The organism is Velazquezella soli, assembly GCF_977018685.1.
Genome location: NZ_CDRNXF010000004.1, coordinates 138,796 through 151,201 on the forward strand (window position 1 = coordinate 138,796; position 12,406 = coordinate 151,201).

The following is a 12,406-nucleotide window of genomic DNA, read 5'->3' on the forward strand; positions in this document are numbered from 1 at the left end:
CCATTGTCTTTTCATCATTTCGCGACCTGCGAATTGATGCCAATTCATTTCGAGGTCTCCATGCCGGTCGCAGTCACAGCCGAACATATTGCAGAAGCCGAAACCCTGATCCGTCCGCATATCCGCCGCACGCCGACGATGCGGGTGGACATGCAGGACTTTGGGGCCGAACCATGCCAAGTCGATCTCAAGCTCGAGCAGTTGCAGCATTCCGGTTCGTTCAAGGTCCGCGGCGCCTTTACCAATCTTCTTGGCCGCGAGGTGCAGGCAGCAGGCGTGGTTGCGGCGTCCGGCGGCAATCACGGAGCAGCGGTTGCCTATGCGGCCCACAAGCTCGGTGTGCCCGCGCATATCTTTGTGCCAAGCGTCGCCTCCAAGGCGAAGATAGATCTCATCCGCTCCTACGGGGCAGAGCTCGTGATCGGCGGCGACCGCTATGCGGATGCGCTCGCTGCCAGCGAGGCTTATGTCGCGCAGTCCGGGGCGATGGCCGTGCATGCCTTCGACCAGGCGGAAACGCTGGCGGGACAAGGTACGCTCGGCAAGGAAATCGAGGAAGACCTGCCGCATATCACGACGTTGCTGGTGGCCGTCGGCGGCGGCGGACTGATCGGCGGTATCGCATCCTGGATGCGCGGCCGGGTGAAGATCGTCGCCGTGGAATCCGACCGCGCGCCGACGCTTTACGAAGCCTTCAAGGCCGGCCGGCCCGTGGATGCACCGGCGGGCGGTATCGCGGCCGACTCGCTTGCGCCACGGCAGGTGGGGCAGCTCATGTTTCGGGTGGCCCAGGCATTCATCGAGCCGCCGGTCCTGGTGACCGACGAGGACATTCTGAACGCCCAGAAGGCGCTCTGGTCCGGCGCGCGGCTGGTGACCGAGCCGGGTGGTGCGGCGGCGTTTGCGGCTGTCTTGTGCGGCAAATACCGTCCGCAATCGGGTGAGCGCGTCTGCGTGCTGGTGTGCGGATCGAACACGACGGACGTCGATTTCGGCTGAGCGAGCGCCCCACTTCCCTTCGCGATGCGGCGGCGATAATGCTGAGACCATGTTTCAGCTAGAGCAGCCGGCCACATTCGAGCAGGTTATCAAGAAGAGCCGCTTTCTGGCGATCGCGGTTCCCGTCGCGAGCGAGGGTGAAGCGAAAGACGCTATCGCATTGCAAAGCGTTACAGATGCCACTCACAACTGCTGGGCCTGGCGGATTGGATCAGCTTATCGCTTTTCCGATGATGGCGAGCCGAGCGGGACGGCGGGCAAGCCGATCCTGGCGGCCATGGACGGGCAGTCGCTGGACAAGGCGGTCGTCATCGTGACCCGCTGGTTCGGCGGCATCCTACTCGGCAGCGGTGGCCTGGTGCGTGCCTATGGCGGCACGGCGGCCGCCTGTCTGAGGGGGGCCGCGCTTATTGAAGTCAAGCCGTCGTTGACGGGTGCCGTCAGCATCGAGTTTTCCGACCTCGCAAGAACGAAAGCCCGGCTGCAGTCGATCGAGGACGTGAAGATCACCGAGGAAGTGTTCACAGAGACAGGTGCCGAGCTGCGGATCCAGATACCGGAAGGCGAGCAGGACATCATTTCAAGGCTGATCTCCGACCTCACCAGCGGCAGGTCGGAGCTATCGCTCGATTGAAATCACGCCGCCTTGGCGACGTGATATTCCTTGATGGCGACCATCTTGATCGCCGGGAAGCGTTCGGACTCGTAGCGCAGCGAAAACGAGTCCTGCGCCAGGAAAACCGGATCGCCGTCGAGATCGCGGGCGATATCGCCGCGCTTGACGGTGAGAAACTTCTCAAGCTCCGCCGGCTGATCCGACGAGATCCAGCGGCATACCGAGAAGCGGGACATTTCGAACGAGACCGGCAGCGTATATTCCCCCAACAGCCGCTCTTTGAGAACGTCGAGCTGCAGCGCGCCGACGACGCCGACGATGGCAGGCGAACCGTCTTCCGGGGAAAACAGCTGCACGACGCCCTCTTCCGCCATCTGCTGCAGGGCTTCCTTCAGCTTCTTCGCCTTCATCGCATCTTCCAGACGCACGCGGCGCAGGATTTCCGGCGAGAAGTTCGGGACGCCCTGGAAGACGAGATTTTCGCCTTCCGTCAGCGTATCGCCGATACGAAGCGTCCCGTGGTTGGGAATGCCGACGACATCACCGGCAAAGGCGGTATCGGCGATATGACGCTGGGAGGCGAAGAAGAACTGCGGCGCCGTGAGGCCCATCTGCTTGCCGGTGCGGGCAAGCCTTGCCTTCATGCCACGCTCCAGCTTGCCCGAGCAGATGCGCGCAAAGGCGATACGGTCGCGGTGGTTCGGATCCATGTTGGCCTGGATCTTGAAGACGAAGGCCGTCATCTTGTCTTCGCTTGCATGCACGGTGCGGATATCGGCGACCTGGTCACGCGGCGGCGGAGCAAAATCGGCCAGTGCCGTGATCAGATCCCGGACGCCGAGATTGCGCAGCGCCGAGCCGAAGAAGACCGGCGTCAGGTGACCCTCGAGAAAGGCCTTTCTGTCAAACGGGCGGCAGGCTTCCCGCGCCAGTTCGACTTCCTCGACGAAGGCCGGGCGTTCGTTTTCCGGCAGTCGGTCGGCGACGGCCTGGGGTCCGTTGACCGAGATCGCGTCCTCGCTGTCTGGACCACGCACCCGGTTATCGGCCAGGTGGTAGGTTCCGCAGAAGCTCTTGGAGCGACCGATCGGCCAGGTGATGGGGGCCGTATCCAGCGCCAGCTTTTCCTCGACCTCGTCGAGAACCTCGAAAATGTCGCGGCTTTCGCGGTCCATCTTGTTGATGAAGGTGATGATCGGAATGTCGCGCATGCGGCAGACTTCGAACAGCTTCAGCGTCCGCGGCTCGATGCCCTTGGCGGCATCGATGACCATGATCGCCGCATCAACTGCCGTCAGCGTGCGATAGGTATCATCCGCGAAGTCTTCGTGGCCGGGCGTATCGAGAATGTTGAAGACCTTGTCGGCATATTCGAACGTCATCACCGACGTCACGACCGAGATGCCGCGCTCGCGTTCGATCTTCATCCAGTCGGACCGCGTCTGGATGCGATCCTTCTTGGCCTTGACCTCGCCAGCGAGCTGGATAGCGCCCCCGAACAGAAGCAGCTTTTCCGTCAGCGTCGTCTTGCCCGCGTCCGGATGCGCAATAATCGCGAATGTGCGGCGGCGGGAGACCGCCTCTGCAATGGTTTCGGCCATCTTTTATATCCTGTGAATTGCCGCGGTATCTAGCGACTAAAGCCCGCCATTGCAATTGACCTGCCGCGCTGCGGCGCAAAGTAATGGGCAATGATCATTCAAGCCCCCTCCTCACCTGTGCTCAATGTCCTGCGTCTGCCGCACGGGCAGGACCTCGATCTGCCCGCCTACGAAACATCAGGCGCTGCCGGCATGGACCTGCGTGCCGCCGTGACCGATGGCGAGCCGCTGACCATCGCACCCGGCAAGCGCGCCCTGGTGCCGACCGGTCTCGTGTTCGAGATCCCCGCCGGGTTCGAGGTGCAGATCCGCCCGCGTTCGGGGCTTGCCTTCAAGAACGGCATCACCTGCCTCAACACGCCGGGCACGATCGACAGCGACTACCGCGGCGAAGTGAAGGTTTTGCTGGTCAATCTGGGCGACGAGGACTTCGTCATTACCCGCGGCATGCGGATCGCGCAGATGGTGATCGCGCCCGTTGTCCAGGCGCAGGTCGTCGAAGTTTCCGAGGCAAGTGCGACGGCACGCGGCGCCGGCGGGTTCGGATCCACCGGCGTCTGACGTCTGCCGGAATCCTGTGACACCGATCTAGGTCAATCAGGCGGATACCGTGGGGCGCTCCCCGGCCATGCGGTAGGAGATCGCCTCGGCGAGGTGAATTCTGCCGATACCATCCTTCGCGTCGAGATCGGCCAGCGTCCGCGCCACCCGCAAGACCCGATGATAGCCGCGGGCGGAGAATTTCAGCTTTTCCGCCGCGTCGCGTAACAATTGCAGCCCTCCCGCATCGAGCTCGGCGAATTTCTCGATCATGGCGGTGGAGCAGCGCGCGTTGGTGAGAACCGTGTACTGGCCCTCGCCTTCGAAGCGCTCTCTTTGCCTGTCGCGTGCGGCCGCCACCCGCCTTGCCACGCCGGCACTCGGTTCTGCCGGCGCCGGGCGGATTAGATCGCTTGCGGAGACGGCCGGGACATCGATGCGGATGTCGATGCGGTCCATGAGCGGGCCGGAGATACGCGCCTGATAATCCGAAGCGCAGCGCGGACCTCGGGCGCAGCTATGCCCCGGTTGGCCCGCCATACCGCAACGGCACGGGTTCATGGCGGCAACGAGCTGGATGCTGGCCGGATAGGACACCCGGTGATTGGCCCGGGCGATGACACATTCGCCTGTCTCCAGCGGCTGGCGAAGCGCATCGAGAACCTGGGGCGAGAATTCCGGAAACTCGTCGAGAAAGAGGATGCCGTGATGCGCGAGTGAGGCTTCTCCGGGCCTCGCGCGCAGACCGCCGCCGACCAGTGCCGCCATCGTGGCGGAATGGTGAGGCATGCGATAGGGCCGCCGATCCGACAGCTTTCCGCCCGAAAGCTGGCCGGCGATGGAGTGGATCATCGAGACTTCGAGCAGTTCGGTGGCCGATAGCGGCGGCAATATCGATGGAAGCCGGGCGGCGAGCATCGATTTTCCCGAACCGGGCGGACCGACCATCAAGAGGTTATGGCCGCCGGCAGCCGCGACTTCGAGCGCGCGTTTGGCGCTTTCCTGGCCCTTGATATCGACAAGGTCAGGCAGATTGGCGGGCGGTGCGCGCACGGCCGGTTGAGGGCGCGACATGACCTGCGTGCCGCGGAAATGGTTGGCGAGCGCAATCAGGCTGCGGGGTGCAAGAATATCGACGCCGGGGCCAGCCCATGCCGCCTCCGCTCCACTTTCCGCCGGGCAGATCAGGCCCTTTCCGATTGCGTTGGCGCTGATGGCTGCCGGAAGCGCACCGGCAACGGCTGCAAGCGTTCCATCGAGGTTGAGTTCGCCGATCACGACATAGTCGGCCAGCATGTCGCCCGGAACGGCACCGAGTGCCGCCATCAGGCCGACGGCGATCGCGAGGTCGAAATGGCTGCCTTCCTTGGGCAGATCGGCAGGCGCGAGATTGACCGTGACCTTTTTCGGCGGCATGGCGAGACCCGAGGCATGCAGCGCTGCCTGCACCCGCTCTCGGCTTTCGGCGACTGCCTTGTCCGGCAGGCCGACGATATGCATGCCGATCTTGCCCGGCCCGATCATGACCTGCACATCGACCGGAATGCCTTCAATGCCCTGAAATGCTACCGTTCTGATACGCGCGACCATTCCGACCCGCCCACTTGCGCAAGCTAAGGTGGGGAAATTCCCGCCTACCGTGCCGCAGGTTGAAAGCTCGCACGATTGACGGTGAATTTCAAGAACAGGTAGTGAACAATTTCGCGCATGAGACGAAGACAGCGTGCATCAAGTTGCATAACGAGAACAGATGTGAACGGTTATCAGCTCTGCTTGGCGTCGATTGCATCCCACATGAGGCTCGCGACGTCAGCACCGCCGAACTTCTTCACTTCGCGGATGCCCGTCGGAGATGTGACGTTGATCTCGGTCATGTAATCGCCGATCACGTCGATGCCGACAAAGATGAAGCCGCGCTCGCGCAGAGCCGGCCCGATACGGGCGCAGATTTCCTTTTCGCGCGGCGTGATATCGGTCGCCTCGGCACGGCCGCCGACATGCATGTTGGAGCGGCTGTCGGTTTCCGAGGGCACGCGGTTGATCGCGCCGACCGGTTCGCCGTCAACGAGAAGAATGCGTTTGTCGCCCTTGCGCACGGCCGGCAGGTAGGCCTGCGCGATATAGGGTTCGCCGCGATACATCTGGCCGAACATTTCGAGTAGCGAGGTAAAGTTGCGATCATCGCGGGCGGAATGAAACACGCCGGCGCCGCCATTGCCGTAAAGCGGCTTCAGGATGATATCGCCGAGCTCTTCGCGGAACTTGGCGATCTCCGCCGGATCGCGGGAAATCAGCGTCGGCGGCATCAGGTCGGCGAATTCGGTGACGAAGATCTTTTCCGGCGAGTTGCGCACCCAGGCCGGGTCGTTGACGACGAGCGTCTTCGGATGGATGCGCTCCAGCAGATGGGTGGATGTAATGTAGCCCATGTCGAAGGGCGGATCCTGGCGAAGCTGCACGACATCCATGGTCGACAGATCGGTGGATTCCTTTTCGCCAAGGGTAAAGTGATCGCCCTTGATGTCACGCACCTGCAGCGGTTCAAGGGCTGCAAAGATGCGGCCGTCGCGCATGGTCAGGCGGTCGGGCGTATAGTGGAACAGCTCGTAACCGCGCGATTGCGCTTCGAGCGCCATGGCGAAAGTGGAATCGCCGGCAATGTTGATACCGGAAATGTGGTCCATCTGAAATGCGACCTTGCGAATTTTCGCCATGACTTCAGTCCCCTAGGATTGGCCCGCCTGATGTAGGACGACGAACCCCGAAAGGCAACCGTGGCCGAGATATTCCGAACTGCCGGCGACTTGGCATTGCTGCCAAAGGCCTAGAACGCATCCTGAAAATGGCGGGGAAACCTTCCCGGCAGGACGGCGATGATGTCGTATCGCTGCGATAACCCGGATGCGTCCTTGCGTTTCTGCAGCCAGAGATCGCTCGCGGCCCGGATCCGTTTCTGTGATGCGTAGGAGACGGCGTCGAGCGCCTGCATCTCGGATTGTCTCGCCTTCACCTCGACGAACACCACGAGATCGTGCTTGCGGGCGATGAGATCGATCTCGCCCAGCTTCGTGCGGTGGCGGATGGCGAGGATGCGGTAGCCTTTCAGCATGAGATAGGCGGCAGCGACATACTCCGAGACATGGCCGCGGCGCTCTGCCTTGCGGCGTCTGGCGCCGATCTCATCCCGTTGTGCCATCGCGATCCATCAAGTTCCGTTCTTCATGGCGATCAAACGCTGATAGAGATCCTTGCGCGGCAGGCCGGTGATCCGCGCCGCCTCAGTCGCAGCCTTTGCCGTCGGATGCGTTTTGGAAAGGTCCTGGAGGATGGCATCGACCTCCACCTCGCCCGGCGCCTCTTCAGGCGCTGGGGGTTCGATCAGGAGGACGATCTCGCCTTTGATGTTGTGGCCGTCACCGTAATGCGCGGCAAGCTCTGCCAGCGTGCCCCGGCGAAACTCCTCATAGGTCTTGGTGAGTTCCCGGCAGACGCAGGCAAGCCTGCTACCGCCGAGCACATCGGCTGCAGAAACGAGAGTGTGAGCGATGCGATGGGGCGATTCAAACAGGATCAGCGTTGCCGGGATCTTTGAAAGCTCCGCAAGCCGGTCGCGGCGGGCCTTGTCCTTGGAAGACAGGAACCCGACGAACAGGAAAGCATCCGACGGCATGCCGGAACCGACGAGGGCCGCAAGCGGGGCGGACGCGCCGGGGATCGGCACGACACGATAACCGGCATCGATCGCCATCTGGCCGAGGCGATAGCCGGGATCCGACACAAGCGGCGTGCCGGCATCGGAGACCAGCGCCACAGACTTGCCGGCTTCGAGTGCCGCAATCAGCTTCGGCCCGGCTTCGTTGGCATTGTGCTCGTGGTAGGAATAAGGGCGATTGACGATGCCGTAACGATCGAGCAGCACGCGGGTCACCCTTGTGTCCTCGCAGGCCAAAACATCGGCGCCGGACAGGGTTTCGAGCGCGCGCAGCGTGATATCGCCGAGATTGCCGATCGGGGTGGCGACGAGATAGAGCGCCGGCTCGATGGGGCGGGAAGCGATAAACGTGTTGCCGACGCGGTAACCGCGCTGTCCCTTGACGGGTTCGGCAGCGGTTTCGGTGGATTGCTCTGAAGATTGGTCGAGGGTCATCGCCTGTTATGGTCGAGGCCGCAGGCTTCGGCAAGCAGAGGCCGGCGATGTTTTGCGCGTCCGGTTTCGCGGCGTTGCGTTTTCTGTGTGCAAGTGCGGTATGAACAAGCAATTCAAATGGCGCGGGGACGGTTCTGCTCTTGCTTTCGCATCCGAATGTCTGCCATTTTGCCGGTCCACATGTTCCGGCTGCGCAATGGCCGGCAGAGAATATCAGGTGGTCCGGCCAGCCGGATCGCCACGGTCGAAAGCGATAGTGTCCATGCGTATTACTCTTGAGCGCTCCAATCTCTTGAAGTCGCTGAATCACGTGCACCGCGTCGTGGAACGGCGCAACACGATTCCGATCCTGTCCAACATCCTGCTGCGCGCGTCCGACGCGAGCCTGGACATGAAGGCGACGGACCTTGATCTGGAAGTGACGGAATCGACACCGGCCATGGTGGAACAGTCCGGCGCCACGACCGTGCCGGCGCATCTGCTTTATGAAATCGTCCGCAAGCTGCCGGACGGATCGGAAGTGCTGCTCGCCACCAGCGCCGACGGCGCGACCATGACCGTGCAGTCCGGCCGTTCGAAATTTTCGCTGCAGTGCCTGCCGGAAACGGATTTCCCGGATCTCACCGCCGGCAGCTTCAGCCATACGTTCAAGATGAAGGCGACCGATCTCAAGATGCTGATCGACCGCACCCAGTTTGCGATCTCGACCGAGGAGACCCGCTATTATCTGAACGGCATCTTCTTCCACACGATCGAGGCCGGTGGCGACCTGAAGCTGCGCGCTGTTGCAACCGACGGCCATCGCCTTGCCCGTGCAGATCTCAAGGCGCCATCCGGCTCTGAAGGCATGCCTGGCATCATCGTGCCGCGCAAGACCGTGGGCGAGTTGCAGAAGCTGGTCGATGATCCGGAAGCCTTCGTGACGGTGGAAGTCTCGGACGCCAAGATCCGCCTGTCGATCGGCGGGATCGTCATGACATCGAAGCTGATCGACGGCACATTCCCCGATTACCAGCGCGTCATCCCGACCGGCAACGACAAGGAAATGCGCGTCGATTGCCAGAGCTTCACCAAGGCCGTGGACCGCGTCTCGACCATCTCTTCGGAGCGCGGACGTGCCGTGAAGCTGTCGCTGTCCGAAGGGCAGCTGATGCTGACGGTCAACAATCCGGATTCCGGCAGCGCCACGGAAGAAGTGGCCGTCGGCTACGAATATGACGCGATGGAAATCGGCTTCAACGCCAAATATCTGCTCGACATCACCGCCCAGCTTTCCGGCGACGACGCGATCTTCATGTTGGCGGATGCGGGGTCACCGACGCTGGTTCGTGATACGGCGGGCGACGATGCGCTCTATGTGCTGATGCCGATGCGCGTATAGCATCTTACCAGGCGGCTCGGTTAACCCCAGCCGCCTTTTTTGTGCCGTATTCCGCTTGCGACATTTCATCTTGTGTTTGCGGCAAAACGGTTCACATTGGATGAAACTGGAGGGGACGACCTGATGGAACTGCGTTTGAAGGAACGGCTCGGCCGGAAGTTTGACGAGGAGATCCGTTTCTTCAAGGGATGGATCGACGGTCCAAAACAGGTCGGAGCCATCATCCCCACATCCTCAGTCACTGCCAAGCGGATGGCGAGCATCATCGACACAAGTTCTGGCCTGCCGGTTCTCGAGCTCGGACCAGGCACCGGCGTCATCACCAAGGCGATCCTGAAAACCGGCATCGAGCCTCAGAACCTTGTTTCGATCGAGTATTCGACCGATTTCTACCAGCATCTGATGAAGACATTCGAAGGCGTGCATTTCATCAATGGCGACGCGTTCGATCTGGATCGCACGCTCGACACGTTGAAACACCAGAAATTCGACTGCGTGATCTGCGCCATTCCGATGCTGAGCTTTCCGATGGAACGCCGCATCGAACTTCTGGAAGATCTTCTCGACCGCGTCCCGCCGGGACGCCCGGTGATGCAGATCACCTACAGCCCGGTTTCGCCTATTATCGCCAAGCCAGAGCGCTACAAGATCAAGCACTATGACTTCGTGGTGCGCAACATTCCGCCGGCGCAGCTATGGACATATACGCGAGCTTAGCGTCCGGACCTTCTCCGACATGACATTTGGGATTTACATCACGCATCCGCAGGTCCGGATCGACCCCAACGTGCCGGTGCCGCAATGTGGCCTGTCCGACACGGGTCGCCTGCGCGCCGAACAGGCGGCGACATCCGGCTGGGTATCCAAGCTCGGGCGCATCGTCTCGAGCGACGAGACAAAGGCAATCGAGACCGCCGACATCCTGGCTGCGGCCGTCGGTCTCAAGACGGAAATCATCGGGGAACTGCACGAGAACGATCGCTCGGCGACAGGCTTTCTGGCGCCGCCTGATTTCGAGGCGGCAGCCGACTGGTTTTTCGCCAACCCGACCGAGAGCTTCAAAGGCTGGGAGCGCGCCGCGGATGCGCAGGCGCGGATCGTGTCTTTGGTCGAATCCATTCTGGCGGGCCACGATCCCGCGGTGCCGATCGCCTTTGTCGGTCATGGCGGCGTCGGCACGCTCCTGAAATGTCACCTGAAACGATCGGCCATATCCCGCACGGAAGATCAGCCGGGTGGCGGTGGCAATCTGTTCCGCTTCACCCTTGCGGATCGCGCCGTCACATGCGACTGGACCCCGATCGAAACATGGAAGGGAGACTGACAGACATGCAAGCGCGTGACAGGCTGATCGTGGGCCTTGATATCCCGACCGTGTTCGAAGCGGAAAAGATGGTGGCAACGCTTGGCGACACCGTTTCCTTCTACAAGATCGGCTACCAGCTGGCCTTTGCCGGTGGGTTGGAGTTTGCCCGCGAGCTTGCAGAGGATGGCAAGCAGATCTTTCTCGACATGAAACTGCTCGATATCGACAACACGGTCGCCAAAGCTGTCGAGAACATCGCCAAGATGGGCATGACCATGTTGACGCTGCATGCCTATCCGAAGGCAATGCGCGCCGCGGTCGAAGCAGCAAAGGGCTCCGATCTCTGCCTGCTCGGCGTTACCGTGCTGACCTCGATGGATGCGGCCGATATGATCGAAGCCGGCTATGCGCAGACACCGGGCGAGCTGGTGGCACGCCGCGCCGAACAAGCGCGTGCGGCCGGCATGGGCGGCATCGTCTGCTCGGCCGAGGAATCGGCCGCCGTCAGGGCGATCGTCGGAGCCGACATGGCGGTGGTCACCCCCGGCATCCGTCCGACCGGCTCCGATGCCGGCGACCAGAAACGTGTCGTGACACCTTTCGATGCCCTGAAGTCAGGCTCCAGCCACCTTGTCGTTGCCCGCCCGATCGTCCAAGCAGCCGACCCGAAGGCGGCCGCGCAGGCTATCCTCGCGGCGATGCAGGCGGCGCTCTGACCTGCAGACGACGCTTGATCCGGATCAGCGGTTGTCCGAGACGACATTGTTCGCGTCGCTGTTGAGGACGAAGGTGGCGACGCCGCCCGACAGGCGGTTGCCGGTGACCCGGTTGTTCTGCGCGTAATCGAGCGGGCTGGCTCCGCTGCCAAACGACGCCGTTGGCCGTGTCATGCAATATTTGCGCACCCCTTGCCGGCTGCCGAGCCAGACCGCCGGCATGGCAAGCCAGTCCTTGTAGCGGAAGCTGTTGTCGGAGATGACGTTGCGCTGCGGCGCCTGGTGGCGGATCGTGCCGCCCTCGCCGCAATTGCGGTACAGAAACACGCCGCCCTTGACCGGGTTCACGAACGTGTTTTTCTCGATGAGATTTTCCGCAGATCCGTCGATGGCGATGATCTCGCGCTGGCTGGCTGATGTTTCAAACGTATTGCCGATGACGCGGTTTCTGGCCGATTCCGCATCCAGGTAAATAACGGCCGAGACCGTCTTGCCGGTAAAGCGCGAGTTTTCGACAATGACGTTGGTGACGCCAGGCGCGAGATAGACCGGCGTGCCGACATTGGCGATGAAGCGGTTTTGTGACAGCACGATATCGCTTGGCGCAATCGACTGCGCTCGCTGTGTATGGCCCGGCGTGAGTGAGGATTCCCTGACCTTCTCGGCCTCTCCGTTGTGACCGAGGCCTTCGATGCGGATATCACCCTTGATTGTGCAGTTGCGGATATGGATGTCGCGGGGCGTATCCCAGCTGCCGTCCTTGCGTTGAACCGAACGGATCACGATCGTGCGGGCCTTGGGCTTGGTGCCATCAAGCGTCGCGCCGTTGCAATCCAGCGTCGCGCCGGATGCTCTACTGCCGGAAAACGCGATCGGCACGGTGATGACGGAATTCTTCTGAAGGGTGAGATCGCAATCGATTTCGATCGGGCGCGTGGCCGCTTCGGCGGGCGAGCGGAGCTGTTCCAGCGTATCGGCGCTGCAGGATGCCGCGCTTGCCGTAGGCGCGCCAAGAAGCATGAACGGCACGAGATAAGGGAGCGCCCAACAGGCGTTGCGCGCTGCAATCCGGCCGCGTTGTCCGGTCTTTATCATGTTGA

At 62.0% G+C, this 12,406-nt stretch carries 13 protein-coding genes; 7 read left to right on the forward strand and 6 right to left on the reverse strand.

The window, feature by feature from the left end:
• The first annotated feature begins 60 nt into the window (after positions 1 to 60).
• Both AC0JZ8_RS04270 and AC0JZ8_RS04275 read left to right on the forward strand, forming a co-directional pair.
• Positions 61 to 999: a threonine/serine dehydratase gene (locus AC0JZ8_RS04270; protein ID WP_471891886.1), complete on the forward strand. Its 939-nt coding sequence runs from the start codon at positions 61 to 63 to the stop codon at positions 997 to 999.
• 49 nt (positions 1,000 to 1,048) lie between these two features.
• On the forward strand, positions 1,049 to 1,633 hold the full coding sequence (locus tag AC0JZ8_RS04275) for an IMPACT family protein (protein ID WP_471891887.1): 585 nt from the start codon (positions 1,049 to 1,051) through the stop codon (positions 1,631 to 1,633).
• Between the two features lie 2 nt (positions 1,634 to 1,635).
• On the opposite strand, the gene AC0JZ8_RS04280 is transcribed toward AC0JZ8_RS04275, so the two are convergent.
• A complete protein-coding gene (locus tag AC0JZ8_RS04280) occupies positions 1,636 to 3,216 on the reverse strand; it encodes a peptide chain release factor 3 (protein ID WP_471891888.1) in 1,581 nt (526 codons plus the stop codon).
• A 90-nt stretch (positions 3,217 to 3,306) separates the two neighbouring features.
• Between AC0JZ8_RS04280 and dut the strand changes: the two genes are divergently transcribed.
• A complete protein-coding gene (gene dut / locus AC0JZ8_RS04285) occupies positions 3,307 to 3,777 on the forward strand; it encodes a dUTP diphosphatase (RefSeq protein ID WP_471891889.1) in 471 nt (156 codons plus the stop codon).
• Between the two features lie 36 nt (positions 3,778 to 3,813).
• Here the strand turns inward: dut and AC0JZ8_RS04290 are convergent, their stop codons facing one another.
• The 4 genes from AC0JZ8_RS04290 to rsmI form a co-directional block, all read right to left on the reverse strand.
• Positions 3,814 to 5,346 carry a YifB family Mg chelatase-like AAA ATPase gene (locus tag AC0JZ8_RS04290; protein ID WP_471891890.1) on the reverse strand — a complete coding sequence of 511 codons (1,533 nt, stop codon included), beginning with the start codon at positions 5,344 to 5,346 and terminating at the stop codon, positions 3,814 to 3,816.
• A 173-nt stretch (positions 5,347 to 5,519) separates the two neighbouring features.
• On the reverse strand, positions 5,520 to 6,470 hold the full coding sequence (gshB, locus tag AC0JZ8_RS04295; RefSeq protein ID WP_471891891.1) for a glutathione synthase: 951 nt from the start codon (positions 6,468 to 6,470) through the stop codon (positions 5,520 to 5,522).
• Between the two features lie 110 nt (positions 6,471 to 6,580).
• Positions 6,581 to 6,952, reverse strand: coding sequence for a YraN family protein (locus AC0JZ8_RS04300; RefSeq protein ID WP_471891892.1), 372 nt, complete (start codon positions 6,950 to 6,952; stop codon positions 6,581 to 6,583).
• 9 nt (positions 6,953 to 6,961) lie between these two features.
• Complete coding sequence (rsmI, locus tag AC0JZ8_RS04305) at positions 6,962 to 7,903, reverse strand: 16S rRNA (cytidine(1402)-2'-O)-methyltransferase (protein ID WP_471891893.1); 942 nt, start codon at positions 7,901 to 7,903, stop codon at positions 6,962 to 6,964.
• 262 nt (positions 7,904 to 8,165) lie between these two features.
• Here rsmI and dnaN point away from each other — a divergent pair, with 262 nt between their 5' ends.
• The 4 genes from dnaN to pyrF all read left to right on the forward strand — a co-directional run bounded on the left by dnaN (position 8,166) and on the right by pyrF (position 11,306).
• Complete coding sequence (gene dnaN, locus AC0JZ8_RS04310) at positions 8,166 to 9,284, forward strand: DNA polymerase III subunit beta (RefSeq protein WP_062454057.1); 1,119 nt, start codon at positions 8,166 to 8,168, stop codon at positions 9,282 to 9,284.
• 123 nt (positions 9,285 to 9,407) lie between these two features.
• Positions 9,408 to 10,001 carry a phospholipid N-methyltransferase PmtA gene (pmtA, locus tag AC0JZ8_RS04315; protein WP_062454058.1) on the forward strand — a complete coding sequence of 198 codons (594 nt, stop codon included), beginning with the start codon at positions 9,408 to 9,410 and terminating at the stop codon, positions 9,999 to 10,001.
• A gap of 19 nt (positions 10,002 to 10,020) precedes the next feature.
• The gene (locus AC0JZ8_RS04320) at positions 10,021 to 10,608 is read left to right on the forward strand and encodes a histidine phosphatase family protein (RefSeq protein ID WP_471891894.1); all 588 of its coding nucleotides are present in this window, start codon (positions 10,021 to 10,023) and stop codon (positions 10,606 to 10,608) included.
• 5 nt (positions 10,609 to 10,613) lie between these two features.
• Entirely contained in the window at positions 10,614 to 11,306 is a 693-nt protein-coding gene (gene pyrF, locus AC0JZ8_RS04325; RefSeq protein ID WP_174195490.1) for an orotidine-5'-phosphate decarboxylase, read from the forward strand.
• A 24-nt stretch (positions 11,307 to 11,330) separates the two neighbouring features.
• On the opposite strand, the gene AC0JZ8_RS04330 is transcribed toward pyrF, so the two are convergent.
• Positions 11,331 to 12,401 (reverse strand): right-handed parallel beta-helix repeat-containing protein, encoded by a 1,071-nt coding sequence (locus AC0JZ8_RS04330; protein WP_471891895.1) that lies wholly within the window; start codon positions 12,399 to 12,401, stop codon positions 11,331 to 11,333.
• Between the last annotated feature and the right edge of the window lie 5 nt (positions 12,402 to 12,406).

What these genes read in the sequence shown, in the direction of transcription:
- gshB (WP_471891891.1), bottom strand. Translation starts at nt 6,470, where the DNA reads ATGGCGAAAATTCGCAAGGTCGCATTTCAGATGGACCACATTTCCGGT.
- AC0JZ8_RS04320 (WP_471891894.1), top strand. Translation starts at nt 10,021, where the DNA reads ATGACATTTGGGATTTACATCACGCATCCGCAGGTCCGGATCGACCCC.
- AC0JZ8_RS04330 (WP_471891895.1), bottom strand. Translation starts at nt 12,401, where the DNA reads ATGATAAAGACCGGACAACGCGGCCGGATTGCAGCGCGCAACGCCTGT.
- rsmI (WP_471891893.1), bottom strand. Translation starts at nt 7,903, where the DNA reads ATGACCCTCGACCAATCTTCAGAGCAATCCACCGAAACCGCTGCCGAA.
- AC0JZ8_RS04275 (WP_471891887.1), top strand. Translation starts at nt 1,049, where the DNA reads ATGTTTCAGCTAGAGCAGCCGGCCACATTCGAGCAGGTTATCAAGAAG.
- dut (WP_471891889.1), top strand. Translation starts at nt 3,307, where the DNA reads ATGATCATTCAAGCCCCCTCCTCACCTGTGCTCAATGTCCTGCGTCTG.
- pyrF (WP_174195490.1), top strand. Translation starts at nt 10,614, where the DNA reads ATGCAAGCGCGTGACAGGCTGATCGTGGGCCTTGATATCCCGACCGTG.
- AC0JZ8_RS04280 (WP_471891888.1), bottom strand. Translation starts at nt 3,216, where the DNA reads ATGGCCGAAACCATTGCAGAGGCGGTCTCCCGCCGCCGCACATTCGCG.
- pmtA (WP_062454058.1), top strand. Translation starts at nt 9,408, where the DNA reads ATGGAACTGCGTTTGAAGGAACGGCTCGGCCGGAAGTTTGACGAGGAG.
- AC0JZ8_RS04290 (WP_471891890.1), bottom strand. Translation starts at nt 5,346, where the DNA reads ATGGTCGCGCGTATCAGAACGGTAGCATTTCAGGGCATTGAAGGCATT.
- AC0JZ8_RS04270 (WP_471891886.1), top strand. Translation starts at nt 61, where the DNA reads ATGCCGGTCGCAGTCACAGCCGAACATATTGCAGAAGCCGAAACCCTG.
- AC0JZ8_RS04300 (WP_471891892.1), bottom strand. Translation starts at nt 6,952, where the DNA reads ATGGCACAACGGGATGAGATCGGCGCCAGACGCCGCAAGGCAGAGCGC.
- dnaN (WP_062454057.1), top strand. Translation starts at nt 8,166, where the DNA reads ATGCGTATTACTCTTGAGCGCTCCAATCTCTTGAAGTCGCTGAATCAC.